The sequence below is a fragment of the Bradyrhizobium sp. 44 genome, assembly GCF_023073095.1.
GTDB lineage: Bacteria > Pseudomonadota > Alphaproteobacteria > Rhizobiales > Xanthobacteraceae > Bradyrhizobium.
In genome coordinates this window covers 616,383-631,084 of record NZ_JADPIY010000016.1, presented here as the reverse complement: position 1 = coordinate 631,084, position 14,702 = coordinate 616,383, and the positions used below count along the sequence as shown (strand labels likewise).

At 63.3% G+C, this 14,702-nt stretch carries 17 protein-coding genes and 1 pseudogene; 8 read left to right on the top strand and 10 right to left on the bottom strand.

Annotation, left to right across the window (positions count from 1 at the left end; all coding sequences use genetic code 11):
• Positions 1 to 897, bottom strand: a complete 897-nt coding sequence (locus IVB41_RS19460; protein WP_247433988.1) for an MBL fold metallo-hydrolase — start codon at positions 895 to 897, stop codon at positions 1 to 3.
• 72 nt (positions 898 to 969) lie between these two features.
• The gene (locus IVB41_RS19455; protein ID WP_247433985.1) at positions 970 to 1,614 is read right to left on the bottom strand and encodes a DsbA family protein; all 645 of its coding nucleotides are present in this window, start codon (positions 1,612 to 1,614) and stop codon (positions 970 to 972) included.
• Positions 1,615 to 1,723: 109 nt separating this feature from the next.
• On the opposite strand from IVB41_RS19455, the gene IVB41_RS19450 reads away from it, so the two are divergent.
• Positions 1,724 to 2,623: a LysR family transcriptional regulator gene (locus tag IVB41_RS19450; RefSeq protein ID WP_247433982.1), complete on the top strand. Its 900-nt coding sequence runs from the start codon at positions 1,724 to 1,726 to the stop codon at positions 2,621 to 2,623.
• 16 nt (positions 2,624 to 2,639) lie between these two features.
• On the opposite strand, the pseudogene IVB41_RS19445 reads toward IVB41_RS19450, so the two are convergent.
• A pseudogene (locus IVB41_RS19445) lies at positions 2,640 to 3,541 on the bottom strand (HNH endonuclease).
• A 148-nt stretch (positions 3,542 to 3,689) separates the two neighbouring features.
• Entirely contained in the window at positions 3,690 to 4,586 is an 897-nt protein-coding gene (locus IVB41_RS19440; RefSeq protein WP_247433979.1) for a LysR family transcriptional regulator, read from the bottom strand.
• 266 nt (positions 4,587 to 4,852) lie between these two features.
• Between IVB41_RS19440 and IVB41_RS19435 the strand changes: the two genes are divergently transcribed.
• Together IVB41_RS19435 and IVB41_RS19430 are read left to right on the top strand one after the other, a co-directional pair.
• A complete protein-coding gene (locus IVB41_RS19435; RefSeq protein WP_247286501.1) occupies positions 4,853 to 5,587 on the top strand; it encodes an SDR family NAD(P)-dependent oxidoreductase in 735 nt (244 codons plus the stop codon).
• A 41-nt stretch (positions 5,588 to 5,628) separates the two neighbouring features.
• Positions 5,629 to 6,222 carry an NADPH-dependent F420 reductase gene (locus IVB41_RS19430; RefSeq protein ID WP_247286502.1) on the top strand — a complete coding sequence of 198 codons (594 nt, stop codon included), beginning with the start codon at positions 5,629 to 5,631 and terminating at the stop codon, positions 6,220 to 6,222.
• Between the two features lie 191 nt (positions 6,223 to 6,413).
• Here the strand turns inward: IVB41_RS19430 and IVB41_RS19425 are convergent, their stop codons facing one another.
• Positions 6,414 to 7,085, bottom strand: a complete 672-nt coding sequence (locus IVB41_RS19425) for a glutathione S-transferase family protein (RefSeq protein ID WP_247433977.1) — start codon at positions 7,083 to 7,085, stop codon at positions 6,414 to 6,416.
• 150 nt (positions 7,086 to 7,235) lie between these two features.
• Here IVB41_RS19425 and IVB41_RS19420 point away from each other — a divergent pair, with 150 nt between their 5' ends.
• On the top strand, positions 7,236 to 8,174 hold the full coding sequence (locus tag IVB41_RS19420; protein ID WP_247433974.1) for a LysR family transcriptional regulator: 939 nt from the start codon (positions 7,236 to 7,238) through the stop codon (positions 8,172 to 8,174).
• A 57-nt stretch (positions 8,175 to 8,231) separates the two neighbouring features.
• Here IVB41_RS19420 and IVB41_RS19415 read toward each other — a convergent pair whose 3' ends face one another.
• The 3 genes from IVB41_RS19415 to guaA all read right to left on the bottom strand — a co-directional run bounded on the left by IVB41_RS19415 (position 8,232) and on the right by guaA (position 10,466).
• Positions 8,232 to 8,615 carry a hypothetical protein gene (locus IVB41_RS19415; RefSeq protein ID WP_247433971.1) on the bottom strand — a complete coding sequence of 128 codons (384 nt, stop codon included), beginning with the start codon at positions 8,613 to 8,615 and terminating at the stop codon, positions 8,232 to 8,234.
• A complete protein-coding gene (locus IVB41_RS19410) occupies positions 8,615 to 8,758 on the bottom strand; it encodes an integrase (RefSeq protein ID WP_247408307.1) in 144 nt (47 codons plus the stop codon). Before IVB41_RS19410 ends, IVB41_RS19415 begins: the two co-directional genes overlap by 1 nt.
• Positions 8,759 to 8,867: 109 nt before the next feature.
• Complete coding sequence (guaA, locus tag IVB41_RS19405; RefSeq protein ID WP_027517434.1) at positions 8,868 to 10,466, bottom strand: glutamine-hydrolyzing GMP synthase; 1,599 nt, start codon at positions 10,464 to 10,466, stop codon at positions 8,868 to 8,870.
• 148 nt (positions 10,467 to 10,614) lie between these two features.
• Between guaA and IVB41_RS19400 the strand changes: the two genes are divergently transcribed.
• The 3 genes from IVB41_RS19400 to IVB41_RS19390 all read left to right on the top strand — a co-directional run bounded on the left by IVB41_RS19400 (position 10,615) and on the right by IVB41_RS19390 (position 11,943).
• Positions 10,615 to 10,986, top strand: a complete 372-nt coding sequence (locus tag IVB41_RS19400) for a nuclear transport factor 2 family protein (protein ID WP_027569588.1) — start codon at positions 10,615 to 10,617, stop codon at positions 10,984 to 10,986.
• 156 nt (positions 10,987 to 11,142) lie between these two features.
• Positions 11,143 to 11,475: a DHCW motif cupin fold protein gene (locus IVB41_RS19395; protein WP_219683300.1), complete on the top strand. Its 333-nt coding sequence runs from the start codon at positions 11,143 to 11,145 to the stop codon at positions 11,473 to 11,475.
• Positions 11,476 to 11,733: 258 nt separating this feature from the next.
• Positions 11,734 to 11,943, top strand: a complete 210-nt coding sequence (locus IVB41_RS19390; protein WP_007592195.1) for a cold-shock protein — start codon at positions 11,734 to 11,736, stop codon at positions 11,941 to 11,943.
• Between the two features lie 125 nt (positions 11,944 to 12,068).
• On the opposite strand, the gene IVB41_RS19385 is transcribed toward IVB41_RS19390, so the two are convergent.
• Positions 12,069 to 13,367, bottom strand: a complete 1,299-nt coding sequence (locus IVB41_RS19385; protein WP_247433968.1) for an RsmB/NOP family class I SAM-dependent RNA methyltransferase — start codon at positions 13,365 to 13,367, stop codon at positions 12,069 to 12,071.
• Between the two features lie 34 nt (positions 13,368 to 13,401).
• The gene (locus tag IVB41_RS19380) at positions 13,402 to 13,824 is read right to left on the bottom strand and encodes an MAPEG family protein (RefSeq protein ID WP_247433966.1); all 423 of its coding nucleotides are present in this window, start codon (positions 13,822 to 13,824) and stop codon (positions 13,402 to 13,404) included.
• A 168-nt stretch (positions 13,825 to 13,992) separates the two neighbouring features.
• Here IVB41_RS19380 and IVB41_RS19375 point away from each other — a divergent pair, with 168 nt between their 5' ends.
• Positions 13,993 to 14,652, top strand: coding sequence for an acriflavin resistance protein (locus tag IVB41_RS19375; protein ID WP_247433963.1), 660 nt, complete (start codon positions 13,993 to 13,995; stop codon positions 14,650 to 14,652).
• Positions 14,653 to 14,702 lie beyond the last annotated feature (50 nt).

The window sequence follows — 14,702 nt, the reverse complement described above, 5'->3', positions numbered from 1 at the left end:
TCAACCCCATTTCATCTCGCCGGTGGCGACCTTGGCGCCGATGTCGAGTGCAACGCCCATGCCGAGGCCGGGGAAGTGCGCTTCCATCGCCGCCTTGAGCGCCGCGGACTCCTTGACCTTGGCCAGCTCTTCGTCGAACGCCTTGAGGTAGGCGATGGTGTGCTCGACACCGGATAGGTCGGTCTTCCCATCCACCGACAGATGGCCGGGGACGACGACCGCCGGCTTGCGCGCCGCGATCTTTTCGAGATTGGCGATCCAGGCGGCGCGCTGCTCTCGGGTCGGCGTGTCGGCGGTCCAGACATGGACGCCGGAGAAGATCAGCACGCCGCCGAACACCGCGTTGAGCGAGGGCACGAACAGGTAGCGCCGGTTGGCCAGGCCATCCGCGCTGACGATCTCGATGGTCTCGCCGTCCACGCTGAGCGTCTTGCCGTCGAACGCTTCGGGGATGACCACATCGGCGAGCACCTGCGGGCCGTTCGCCTTGAGCTGCGGCCCCCAGACGGCAAGCTTCTTTTCGACGCTGGCGTTAATGGCCGCCAATGTTGCGGGCGTCGCGAGCACGCGGGCCTCCGGGAACGCCGCCTTGATGGCGCCGAGGCTGAAATAATAATCCGGGTCCGACTGGCTGATATAGATGGTGGTGAGCTTCTTGCCGGTGGCCTTGATGGCGTCAGCGACAGCCTTGCCATCGGACAACGTGAAGCCGCCATCGATCAGCACGGCTTCGCTCGGCCCGGACACCAGAACGGGAGCCCGGAAGAAGCCGTTCTGTCCGGCTGGAAAATGCTTCCAGGTGAGTCCGCCCGCGGCATGGCCGAAGCCTGCGGGTGCGAAGACTGCTGCGGCGCCCGCGGTGAGAGTGGTTTTCATGATGGTTCTCCTTGTCAGCATGTTGGTCTCCTGGTGCTGGTCTGCGATTTCGAAATTCAAATGGGATGGTCTCGACTGTGTTGATCGCTGCGCTCACGCCGCCTTCAGTCCATCGATCAGGACGTCCAGGCTGCCGAACAGCGCGCTTGCCTGCACAAGGCGGCGATCATTGCCGGTGCCTACGATCAGGGCCGGGACGCCGTTGGCGCCGAACCGGCGCATCTCGGCACGCCCAGCCTCGAGACGCGCGCGATACGCGGCGATCAATACGGTGTCGGGGCTCGCCAGTCGGGCGGCAACCTCCGGCAAATTCATCGCGCAGAGCACATCCGACAGAACGGACATGTCCGTGCTGTCGCGGCCCTCGACATAGCGGACGAGCTGGAAGGCCTTCAGCGCCGCGAACTCCCGATCAGGCGTCGTGAGCGCGACAGCCGTGAGCGCCAATGTGGCCGGGCCGGAGTCGAACAGGCGCGTGCGGTCGCCCAGCACATCGCGGCGATAGGCTTCGCTGAAGGGCTGACCGCTCAAGCGCGAAATCCGCTGGTCGTTGGTCCAGGCATAGGCGGCAAAGCCGTCGTCCATCGGACGCGCGCCCTCGCCGGCGAACAGGCCTGTCGGCGCAAGTTCGACCGCAAAATCCGGTCGGGCGACGAGTTGCTCGATCAGCGTGGAGGCGCCGTAGCACCAGCCGCAGAGCGGGTCGAACAGGTAGGTGATTTGAATGGGCGCGGACATGGCGATCTCCTTGAATCGCAATGTGGCACGTGCGAATTGGTAGATAAATATCAACAAAATAGACAGAATGTTTGGTATTGGCTGACAATAAATCTGACCGGACGAGCCTATGAACCTGAACCGCCTCGCCTATTTCGCAGCCGTCGTGGACACCGGATCCTTCACGCGGGCCGCCGAGCGGCTCGGCATCACCAAGGCCGTGGTCAGCCAGCAGGTGGCGCAGCTGGAGCGCGATCTCGGCACCAGCCTGCTCGTGCGCACGACGCGCCGGGTCCATCCGACCGACGCAGGCCGCATGTTTCATGCGCGCTGCGTCATGATCCTGCGCGAAGCCGAGGATGCCTTCGACGAACTCGCCCAGGCAGCCGCTGCGCCGACCGGCACATTGCGGATCACGGCGCCGAACGACTACGGCACCGCCGTCGTCGTCGCCGTCGTCACCGCCTACGCGGCACGCTATCCCAACTGCCGGGTGGAGTTGACGCTCGAAGATCAGACGGTCGACCTCGCCTCAGGCCAGATCGACATGGCGATCCGGGTCGGCTGGCTGGTCGATTCCAGCCTGCAAGCGCGCAAGATCGGATCGTTCCGGCAATGTCTGGTCGGCGCTCCCGCATTCACGGATCGGATCGCCGCCGCGCGCGATCCCGACGACCTCGTGACGCTCCCGTTCGTCGCCAACATGGCGCTGCGCGAGCCGCTGCTGTGGCAGTTCTCGCGCGGCGATCTCGATCGACGCGCCGTGCGCCTGCAGGCGAGCATCGCCATCGACACGACACCGGGCGTGCTCGCGGCCGTGCTCGCCGGCGGCGGTCTGTCGGTGCTGCCGGATTTCCTGGTGGCGGACGATCTCGCGGCGGGGCGCCTCATCCACATCCTGCCGCAATGGCAACTGCCATCCGGCGGCATCCACACGGTCTACCCTGCGGCTCGCTTCCGCCCGCCCAAGGTCACCGCGTTTGTGGAGATGCTGATCGCGGCTCAGCGAGGGGCGGGTTCGGTCGTATGAGCCGCACGGCTTTTGCTTATTGTTTGAAACAATGCTCGCGGTGCCACTTCAGGAAGTGCGGATGTGGACGGTCCGATGCCCGGCGCGGCGCAAGAGCGTGCCCTGTCCTGTTGATGATCGATCGCACTCCATCCAGATCATTTGTCTGGCGCGAGATCAATATCTCCAAATCATCCGCGAAGCCGATGAGACCACGATCAAACATCCAATGTGCGGTGCCGGAAAGAGCAATCCCATTGCTGATGATGTCCGGCCCGTTTGCCTCGACGGGTCGTATGTGAGCCGCCGCGACCTCCGCGCGCCCCATCCCATTGATGAGCTTGAGGCCGGTGACGGCGCAACGCTCATCGTAGGCGCGGAGGACGATACGGCGAAACACTCGGTCGCGCAGAATTCTCGATACCGTCACGCTCACACGGTCGCGCTGCTGCTCAACCGTGAACGGCACCTGCGGCTGGTCGTTAAGATCGAGCAATGGGAGGTCGCCGTCGCGCCGCGGCAGCAGAGGCGCGTTCTCTGCGAAACCAATCTCGCATATCCTATTGAAATCGTCGACGGAGATTGGGCGGACTGCGGACTGAGCGCGTCCTGAAATCCGTCCCTGCTCGTTAAGGACGCCGCGCTCTACTGGACCTGTCGGTCCGTTGAATGGGACTGGATTGGCAAAATCGAGATAGCTTCCGGGTTCAATCAAAGCGAGATACATCCCGGAAGTACCGGGATCGGGATAACCTGCCGAACCCGAGCAATTGCAAAGTAACCGCGCGTTTCTACGACCTTGCTCGGTTCGTAATATACTATCCAATCGCCGATGCAGGCTTCAACGCGATGAAGATATTGACTGGGAAATTGGTACTGCTCAGCGGGGCTGTCATCGTAGATCGAGTCCAATCGATGGATGAATACCCCAAATCCCATGACCTAAGCGGCGCTGCCTCTCCAGGAAACAACACTCAGCGATGCTGGACCAATAGCAGTCACCACCCTACTCCCACTCGATTGTTCTCAAGCACGATAACGCAACGATCTGTCGAGGCCAACCTTTCCGACAGCGACCCACCGCGCGTCAGTCGCGCGATACCACCAACCCCGCCAGCAGCGGCGCATACGCGGCGAGCCGGCGGGATACGAGCTCGGTGAAGAGCCGCACGCGCTTGGTCTTGCGTGTCTCGCCTTGCGTGAGGAGCCAGACCGTTCCGTACATGTGCAGATCGGTGCCCGGCACCCTCACCAGTAATGGATCGACATCGCCGACGAAGCACGGCAGTGTCGTGATGCCGAGCCCTTGCTGGACAGCAACGATCTGCGCCCCGGCGTCCGTGACCCTGAATGGAACGCCCGTGGTGCGAACCTCACCGGCGCTGGCCCAGTCCGGGATGCCGTGCATGCTGATGACGATCCAGCGGACGGGATCAGGCGCGCCGGCACGCCACGCGGCCAGTCGATCCCTGGACATGTAGACGCCGCCGAACAGCTCCGGTCCCTTCATGCCGTGAAGATTTTGCGGCAGCGTTTTGCGATCGTAGACGACGCGGATCGCGACGTCGGCCTCCCGGTTGGTCAGATTTGCCAGCTCGCCGAACGACAGGATATCCATCTCGATATCGGGATGCAGACGCGCGAAATCGGCGAAATCAGGCATGAGCAAATGTGTCGCCATCGGCGGCGCCAGCGTCACCCGCAGACGCCCGCGCACGCTCTGATCGCGCCCGAACACGCGCGTCTCCAGCTGGTGCGACGACGCTTCCATTTGGTCCGCGAATTCGAGGACCTCCTCGCCCGCAGCCGTCAGGCGGTAGCCCGAAGGCAGCTTTTCGAACATCTGGACCCCGAGGCGTTCCTCGAGCTGGGCGATGCGTCGCAGCACGGTCGCGTGGTTCACACCGATGTGCTCGGCGGCCGCCCGCACCGAGCCTCCCCGCGCCACGGCTAGAAAATAGCGAACATCGTCCCAGTCGATCATGGTGCAATCCCGCACCGCGCGGTGCGCCTTCCAAGTCCAATCGAACGCCTCGTACCGCAGTATGGGCGGTCATCATAGCCCCGTTCCGGCAGGCGCAGCCCCTTCCCAACGGCCCGACGTCGATCGTCGCCGCTGGCGTCAGTCGTCCGGCCGGATCGATTTCGCACCACCGATGTGCGCGTTTCCGCACTGAACGCCTGCCGCCGCCGGACCTATCTCGCGGGTCTCGGGGCAGACGCTGTCCCGACACCACGACAGGAGAAATCATGGGAAAGCTTGACGGCAAGGTTGCGGTCATCACGGGCGGATCGAGCGGCATGGCGCTGGCGAGCGCCAGGCGGTTCGTTGAAGAAGGCGCTTATGTTTTCGTCACGGGCCGGAGGCAGGAGGCGCTCGACGACGCCGTCAAGTTGATTGGCCGGAACGTGACGGGCGTGCGCGGCGACGCGGCCAATCTCGACGACCTCGACCGCCTGTTCGAAACGGTCAAGCGGGACAAGGGCAGGATCGACGTCCTGTACGCGAGCGCCGGCATGGGCGAAGCCGTCCCACTGGGCGAGATCACCGAGCAGCATTTCGATGCAACCTTCGGCCTGAATACGCGCGGCACGCTGTTTACTGTGCAGAAGGCGTTGCCGCTGTTTCGCGATGGCGGATCGATCTTCATGACGGGGTCCGTTGCGTCGGTGAAAGGTTTTCCTGGTTACGGCGTGTATGCGGCGAGCAAGGCGGCGCTGCGCTCATTTGCACGCACGTGGCTCAACGAACTGAAGGGCAGGAATATCCGGGTGAACGTGCTGAGCCCGGGGCCGATCGCCACACCGATGCAGGATCAGGTTCTCACCGAGGAAGCGAAGCGGATGTTCGAATCCCTGATCCCCAGGGGAACGATGGGTCGTCCTGAGGAAATCGCGGCGGTCGCGCTGTTTCTTGCTTCAGACGATTCGAGCTTCGTGAATGGGGTGGAGTTGTCGGTCGACGGCGGCTTCTCGGCCATCTGAACGGCCCGGAAATCAATATCAACACGGATTGGAGAAATATTATGAGCTACGCAATCATAGGATTCGGCAAGATCGGCCAGGCCCTCGCCCATGCCTTCGCCCGTAAAAGCATCGCCGTAACGGTCGCGAGCCGCCGGCCGCCCGAGGCGTTGGCGCCGCAGGCCCGGGCGATTGGACCCACGGTCGTCGCCAAGTCGCTGCGGGAAGCACTGGAGGCCGACACGATCATCCTGGCGGTCCCGTTCGGGGAGCATCGCGAGGTTGCGAAGGCCCTGCCGAGCTGGAAAGGCAAGACGATCATCGACGCGACGAACGGGTTTGGAGAAGAGCTGGATGGTCTTCTGTCCTCCGCTGTCGTCGCGAAGGCGTTCACCGGCGCCAAGCTCGTGAAAGGTTTCAATCACCTGGGTGCGGCCACTCTGGCCACCGATCCGGTCGTCGAGGGCGGCCACCGCGTCGTCTTTCTCTCGAGCGACGACGACGACGCGATTGCTCCCGTGGCGGCGCTGGCCAAACAACTCGGGTTCGCACCCGTCAAGCTGGGAAAGCTCAACGAGGGTGGCGCGCTGGTGCACGCACGCGGCCGGGTTTGGGGCCCGCTCATCTTCCAGGATTTGTTCAGGAAGGAGCAGTAATCGGCGTATCGGCGCCGTTCCAAGAGCGGAGCGACGCCCGGCGAAGCGGGCGGATTACGCCTTGCGGCTAATCCGCCCTGCGCACTGGCCGTGACGACCGCAGGCGTGCCCTCTACCGCCGCGTCGACAACCGCGGAGAACCTGGCCTTGGCATCGCGAATTCAATTTCGCGTATGGGCAAGCCTGGATTTTTATAGCTTAACACCGACGCTCGTCAGAAAGCTTCCCATACGGTTGTCAACCTCGGCCTTCGTCTCCGCCCACGCCGGGAACGACCGAAGAAGATTGTCGTGCCAGGCGATCAAGTTCGGATAGTCCTTGAACGGAAACTTTGCACGATCGACCTGGGAGAAAGGCGCCGCAATATCGATATCAGCAAAGGTCAACGCATCGCCAACCATGAACTTGCGGCCTTCAAGATGCTGGTCGAGGACCTTCGCTGCGGCGCGGATCTTACGCTCCGCGAACGCGATGAGGGACTCGTCCTTCGGCAAGCCCATGATCGTCTTGGCGACGCGCTCGTCGAAGAGAGTGGTCGTGAAGGTGCGCCACTGTTCGCCGGACCAGAACATCCACTGAAGCACCTGGAATTGCTCCTCCGGCGTGGTTCCGACCAGCAGCGAGTTCACCTTGCTGGCGAGATACAGATTGATCGCTGACGCTTCCCAGACAATGGTGTCCCCATCCTCCAGAACCGGCGTGAGACCGTTGGGATTGAGACGTGATTTGAACGCGTCGGTTTGGCTCTCGCCTTTGAAAAGGTCGACGCTCACGCGATCGAGTTCAATGCCCATGATCTTCGCAGCCGTGGTCACGCGACGCAAGCTGCCCGAGCCCGCATCACCATAGATCTTGATTGCCATCACTCTTCCTTTCAGCACGGCCCAGCGGGCGGCCGACTGCCGAGTCGCATATTCGTTTTGCAAATGAAATTGACGCCTATAGAATGGTATCTATTCTTGAGAGGAATGGATTGAGGATTGCATGCGTGGCCCGGCGTGTCCGGAAAACAAGTGACGGATAAGCTGGACGCGATGCGGATGTTCGTGCGCGTCGTCGAAAGCGGAAGCTTTTCGCAGGCGGCGCGTGACCTCAACGTCAGCCAGCCGACGGTCAGCAAACAGCTCGCTGCGCTCGAAGCGCGGCTCGGGACGCAACTCCTCGCGAGAAATTCCCGTGCCCTTGCCGTGACGCCGGCAGGACAGGACTATTACGAGGCCACCGTCCGTATCCTTCAGGATATCGACTCGCTCGAAGAGAGAGTCCTTGAGGGGCAGTCCGCCCCTTCAGGGCTGGTCCGCGTGACCCTCTCGCCAGCCTTCGGGAGGATGTTCGTTATTCCCCGGCTATCGGATTTCAGGAACCGTTTCCCCGACGTCGCGATTGAGATGGAAGTCTCCGGCCGGCACGTTGACCTCATCGAGGAGGGGATAGACGTCGCGATCCGTATCGGTCGGCTTTCGGATTCAGCACTCGTCGCCCGGCGCATCGGCGACATGCGGATGATAACCGTGGCCTCCGCCAGCTATCTTGCCCAACACGGCGCGCCGCAAACGCTAGGCGAACTGCGCAACCACCAGCGCATCAGCTATGTCTACCAGGGCGACATCATCGGGTGGGGTTTCCACGTAGACGGCGGGCAGGTCACGGTCGATGGTGGGGGAGCATTCCGCACGAATGACGCCGAGCATGTCCGCGGCGCGGTTCTCGCGGGCCTCGGCATTGCCCATCACGCGAGTTGGTTGTTCACGGATGTGCTGGCGTCGGGCGAGGTCGTACGCATTCTGGACCAGCATGCGCCGCCGCCCTTCCCGATCAACGCAGTGACCGCTGCCGGCCGGCGCATGCCGTCCCGGGTGCGGCATTTCATCGATTTCCTCGCCGCGATTTGCGCCGAGGAGCCGGAATTAAGAGTGGTCGAGGGCTCAAGCGTCAGGGAGCGGACGGTGTGACCGTGACGGTGCACTAAACTTGAGACTGGTTTGGTGCGCCGTCACCGTCACTCCGGATCACTTTTTAGTCGTGCCCTCAGACGGCAGCTGTGCCGACCCGCCGATTTTCGTCGAGACCACGTAGACGTCGACGCCGCTCATCGAGCATTCCTCGCTTGATGCCTGGTTTTTCGTGATGACCTCGATCGTCTTGCCATCCCTGGTGCGAAACGTGATGTCGTAGACCTGCTGGTGGAGGTCTTTGCCGATCTTTTCGGATGCGAGACGAACCGCCTTGGTCTGCGCCCCGATCACTGATGGGATATCAATCAGGCCGGCGTTCTTGAGGTGCACGAGGGCCATGTTGGTGGGCCAACTCGCGCAGTCCGGAGACTTCGCCAGAGCCACCGCAGCCGGCATCACAAATATCGCGGCCATCACCACTTTCAACGCGGCGCGCATCACTGCACCACCTTGATGGTGCGGTCGCCACTTTCCCAGATCTGCTTGCGCCTCTTGATGGGCAGGACGGCAACGCACATGCCGTCGCGCTTGTAAAGCGTCTCGCCAGATTTGAGCTCCTGAAGTCCCGTATCGGTCAACAAGGCATTCTCCGTTCGGTTTGCCGCCAGATACCATCATGGAGCATGATGGTACAGAACCGACCGAAACGGAGCCCCAAAAAGCGCGCCTTCGACACTCAGTCTCTAAAAACTATTCCCACTCAATCGTCCCAGGCGGCTTGCTCGTCACGTCGTACACCACCCTATTCACGCCCTTCACCTCGTTGATGATACGCGTGGCGGTCTCGCCGAGGAACTTCATGTCGAACTGATAGAAGTCCGCGGTCATGCCGTCGGTGGAGGTCACGGCGCGCAAGCCCACGACGAAGTCATAGGTGCGGCCGTCGCCCATGACGCCGACGGTCTTCACAGGAAGCAGCACCGCAAAAGCCTGCCAGATGTCGTCGTAGAGGCCGTGCTTGCGGATCTGGTCGATGTAGACGGCGTCGGCCTTGCGCAGGATGTCGAGCTTGTCGCGGGTGATGTCGCCGGGGCAGCGGATGGCGAGGCCGGGGCCCGGGAACGGATGGCGGCCGACGAAGATTTCGGGCAGGCCGAGTTCGCGGCCGAGCTTGCGCACCTCGTCCTTGAACAGCTCGCGCAGCGGCTCGACGAGCTTCATGTTCATGCGCTCGGGCAGACCACCGACATTGTGGTGCGACTTGATGGTGACTGAAGGTCCGCCGGTGAAGGAGACGCTCTCGATCACGTCAGGGTAGAGCGTGCCCTGCGCCAGGAAGTCGGCGCCGCCGATCTTCTTGGCCTCGGCCTCGAACACCTCGATGAAGAGGCGGCCGATGGTCTTGCGCTTGGTCTCGGGATCGGTGACGCCTTCGAGCTCGCCGAGGAATTGCTTCGACGCGTCGACGTGCACCAGGGGGATGTTGTAGTGGTGGCGGAACAGATCGACCACGGTCTTGGCCTCGTCGAGGCGCAGCATGCCATGATCGACGAACACGCAGGTGAGCTGCTCGCCGATCGCTTCGTGGATCAGCACGGCTGCGACCGCGGAATCGACTCCGCCGGAGAGGCCGCAGAGCACCCTGCCCTTGCCGACCTGGGCGCGAATTTTGGCGATCTCCTCCTCGCGGAAGGCGCGCATGGTCCAGTCGCCGGACAGGCCTGCGATCTTGCGAACGAAGTTGCGGATCAGTTTGGCGCCGTCGGGCGTGTGCACCACTTCGGGGTGGAACATCAGGCCGTAATATTTGCGCGTCTCGTCCTGGATGATCGCGAACGGCGCGTTCGGCGACGTGCCGGCCACCGAGAAGCCCGGCGGCATTTTTGTAATGCGGTCGCCATGGCTCATCCAGACCTGGTTCTTGCCGCCTGGCGACCAGACGTCCTCGAACAGCTTGCTCGGCGCCTTCACCTCGACATCGGCGCGGCCGAATTCGCGGTGATGGCCGCCCTCGACGGTGCCGCCGAGCTGCTCCGCCATGGCCATCTGGCCGTAGCAGATGCCCATCACCGGCACGCCGGAATCGAAGATCGCTTGCGGCGCGCGGGGCGAGCCCGCTTCATGCACCGACTCAGGCCCGCCGGAGAGAATCACCGCCTTCGGCTTCATCTCGTTGAAGGCTTGTTCGGCCTTGTTGAATGGGACGATCTCGCAATAGACGCCGTCCTCGCGCACGCGACGCGCAATGAGCTGCGTCACCTGGCTGCCGAAGTCGACGATGAGAATCTTGTCATGCGCCGAGGCCACGGAGGGCGTCGACGCGGAGCGGTCGGTCTGTGCTGCTGTCATGGCAAGCAAATACGCGACGGGGACTTTTCCCGCAACCGCGCGCGCCGCCGGCCCACATTCTTCTTTGGGCATGGACAAATCAATATAGGTAAGTATTATTGACCTAATATGGCCCATCATTCACCAAGGGCCGAACAGGGAGAACGTCATGCCACACCATCATCAGCCGTCGAATCTCGCCGCACTCGGCCGCACCTGGGTCGAGGCCTGGAACGCGCGCGACCTCGAACGCGTGCTCACGCTCTATGACGAGGACGTCGTGATGACGTCGGACCGCATCCCAGCGATGGGGTTCGATGAAAGCGGGACCGTGCGCGGCAAGGATGCGTTGCGCGCCTATTGGGGCAAGGCGCTCGCGCTGTTGCCGAACCTGCATTTCTCGCTGATCGAATTGTTCGTCAGCCCGGACAGTGTCGTGGTGTTCTACGAGAACGAGCGCGGCAAGCGGATCTGCGAATATCTGCGGGTGAATGCGGCCGGAAAGATCGTGCAGGGATCAGCGAATCATCCGGTGCACTAGCCTGTCCCCCGTCATTGCGAGCGTAGCGAAGCAATCCAGAATCTGTCCGCGGAGATAGTCTGGATTGCTTCGTCGCAAGGGCTCCTCGCAATGACGGAGACTGTGGCGAGCACATACGCTAACAACACCGGCGCCGGCTCTGACACAGGATTCCAGATGAAGCTCCCCACCTCCCCCTTCACCGTCACCGACTGGAGCAAGGTCGAGCCGACCATCCATCCCGGCGAGACCGGGCAGGCGCAGTGGCGCACGCTCAACATCGGCGATCTCCGGGTGCGGATGGTCGAATATACGCCGGGCTATCTCGCCGATCATTGGTGCGACCGCGGCCACGTGCTCTACGTGCTGCAGGGCGAGCTCGACAGCGAGCTGCGCGACGGGCGCAAGTTCAAGCTCACGGCGGGGATGAGCTACCAGGTCTCGGATTTCGGCGACGCAGCGCACCGGTCCTCGACCGCGACGGGGGCGACGCTGTTTATCGTCGATTGAGCGCCCCGGGAGGGTTAATTTGCACCGCAAAATAGCAAAATTCGGGGACATCCCGAGCGGCGGGTGGTGCCTTGAAGTGGCCCCAAAATCTCGCTATATTGTGATCATCGATACTTGGCCGAACGACTGGGCCGCTTCGCTTCGTTGCTGACGGGCGCGCACGCTTCAGATGATTTCTCCAACATCGACTGATCAGGATTATGGGCGCAATAGTGCGTACCGGTCCGCGTGTTAACTTCTTAAGCAAAGGAAATTCCCATGGCTATGGGCACCGTGAAGTGGTTCAACAATCAAAAGGGTTTTGGTTTCATTCAGCCGGATGACGGCGACAAGGACGTGTTCGTGCACATCAGCGCCGTCGAGCGCGCTGGCCTCTCGACCCTCAACGAAGGTCAGAAGGTCTCGTTCGACATCGTCGCCGATCGTCGCAGCGGCAAGTCCTCGGCTGACAATCTCCGCGTCGGCTAACGCCAGCGCACCGTTCTGACCACGGACGTACCGGCAGAACGTAGAGCTAGAAAACCCCGCGACCGGGTTCCGGTTCGCGGGGTTTTTGTTTTGGGGCCCGCCGCACCGGCGGTGACGGGGGTGAGTTATGCCTTCTTCAGCACCGAGACGAAGAACCCGTCCGTGCCCGTGCGCCGCGGCGTCATCAGCCAGCCTTCCGGCGATTGCAGCGCGGCTTGCGCAAACTCCTCCGCCTTGTCCCAGAGCACGCTCGCGGTCTGCTCGGGCGGCACCACCGCGAACTCGGGATGGCGGGCGGTGAACGCCCTCACCTGCTCGCCGTTCTCCTCGGAAAGCACCGAGCAGGTGATGTAGGCGATGCGGCCACCGGCCTTGAGCAGCGGCACCGCGCGCTCGAGCACCTCGGTCTGGTCCCGCAGGCGAATCTCCAGCGCTCCCGGGCGCATGCGCCATTTGGCATCGGGGTTGCGGCGCCAGGTTCCGGTTCCGGTGCAGGGCGCGTCGATCACGACGAGGTCGGCGGTGGCGCTGATCTCGGCCAGCGGATCGGCCTCGCCCTTGGGAGTGCGCACATCGGCATTGTGGACGCCGGCGCGCGACAGGCGTTCGTGGATAGGCGCAAGCTGCCGCTTGTCGCTGTCGGTCGCGATGAGCCGGCCCTTGCCCTGCATCATCGCGGCGAGCGCCAGCGTCTTGCCGCCGGCCCCCGCACAGAGATCGATCACCTGCTCGCCGGGTTTTGCCGCGGTCAAGGCAGCCGCAAGCTGCGACCCCTCATCCTGCACTTCAATGGCGCCCTTGATGAAATCCTCTTCGGCCTGGATGCCGGGGTTGCGCGCATCGGCCGAAAGCTCGATGCGCAGGCCGGTTGCGGACCACTGCGTCGGTTTCGCATGAAGATGAGCAAGCGCCCCCAGCGCCTTGTCGCGATTGGATTTTAGCGTGTTGACGCGCAGGTCGAGCGGCGCCCGGCTCGCCATCGCGGCCGCCTCCGCGACGCGCTCGTCGCCGAACGCTTTTGCCAAATACGGATCCAGCCATTCCGGATAGTCGCCGGCGATCGCGGCCGGGGCACCTTCAAGGGACCGCGAGGCGAGCGCGGCCTGCTCGGCCTCGGTCAACGGCGCGGGGGCAAAGCGGCTGCCGTCGAACAGCGCGGCCATGGTGGCCGTATCCATGTTGCGCTCGAGGCGAAGCATGCCGATCAGCCGCGACCGCGCGGTATCCGAATCCATCAGGTAGGCGCTCGAGGCATAGCGGCGCAGCACGTCCCAGACGAGGCCGGCTATGGCGGCGCGGTCGCCGGAGCCGGCGAAGCGGTGCGCGGTGCCCCACTCCTTCAGCGCCTTGGCCGCGGGCACGCGGTCTTTCTCGATGGTGTCGATCAGTTCGATGGCTGCGGACAGCCGGGCAGCGGGAGTCATTTGAATCTTTCAGATCAAATCCGACGGCTAACCGTCAGATCAACAAGAGCATCTTCAGTGCGAAGTAGATCCACATCGCGAGCAGCACGAGCACGCCGGCGAGCCAGATCGTGGAGCGGCGGCCGAGATCGTTGGAGGAGACGAAGATTCCGGCATGGACGAAGCGCGTCACCACGAACACCCAGGACATCAGCACGATGAAGAGATCGGCATGGCGCAACGGGAGCGCCAGCGCGATCAGGACATAGAACAGCACCGGCAGTTCGAACTGGTTGCGGTAGCAATTGGCGAATTGTGTGGCCCCCTTCGGCCAGTTGGGCTCGCCCAGCGCAATGTCACGACTCTTGGTCTCGCCGGAGACGAGCGCGCGCCGGCGTCCCATCGCCATGGCGATCAGGAGCGCGAAGGTGAGACCGACCTGCACGAAGACCGGCAGCAAAACCATTTGAACGGACATCGGAATTCCCGGGGTTGTCCCATCCGGCGGAAGCCACAGCTAGCGTCCATTAGCGGTCACCGCTGGTCCTGACAATCAACGAGTTGAACCGGCGTTCCCGATGAGGCGACCAACTGTCGACAGTTAAAGCGATTTCGCCCCTTGGGGCGCGCAAGGCGAGAGACCGCCATGAACACCCTCTTCAGCCAGATCGGCAGCCTGACCGGCGCTTTGACCGAGTCCGCCGATGGCCAGTTCGGCATCCTGATGTCGGCGCTGGCAGGCATCGCGACGGCGCTTGCGGTGGCGCTGGCGATGACGGTCTACTTCCGAATGAGCTATCGGACCTGGCGCGATGTCCTCAGGCACGGCCTCGCTGCGCTCGCCGCCCTCGCTCTGTTCGCCTTTGCCGCCTACGACATGCGCCATGCCGCGCTGGCCTATCTCGGCCTCAATCCGTCAAAACCCGCGGTCGAGTTCGAGATCCGCATGCCCAGGGAGACCTTGGCGGCGGTGTCCGACACCCAGATCGAGCTGCATACCGACCGTAACCAGACGCTGGCACTGGTCGAGGGCGTGCGGGAGCTCGGTGATGGCCGCTCCGTCCTGCGTGGCGCGGTGGCGCTCAACCACCGCACCGCGGACCACGTGCTGGTCGTGAACCTGCCCGGCAAGGGCACCTTCGAATTCCGCCTCCGCCTGCCGGCCGAGCCGCATCGCTCCGAGCAGTCGGGCGCCCAATTCGGCCCTCAGTTCGGCCCTTGGCACCTCGCCGACCGCATCGCCTCGCCACTGGCGAGCCCGGTCGCGCCGCAGGCCGCCTACATGATCCGCTATCGCGTGCTTTAACCTTGTTCGATCGGGCCAAGATGGGCGGCGAGGATTAGCGCTGCCCGTCG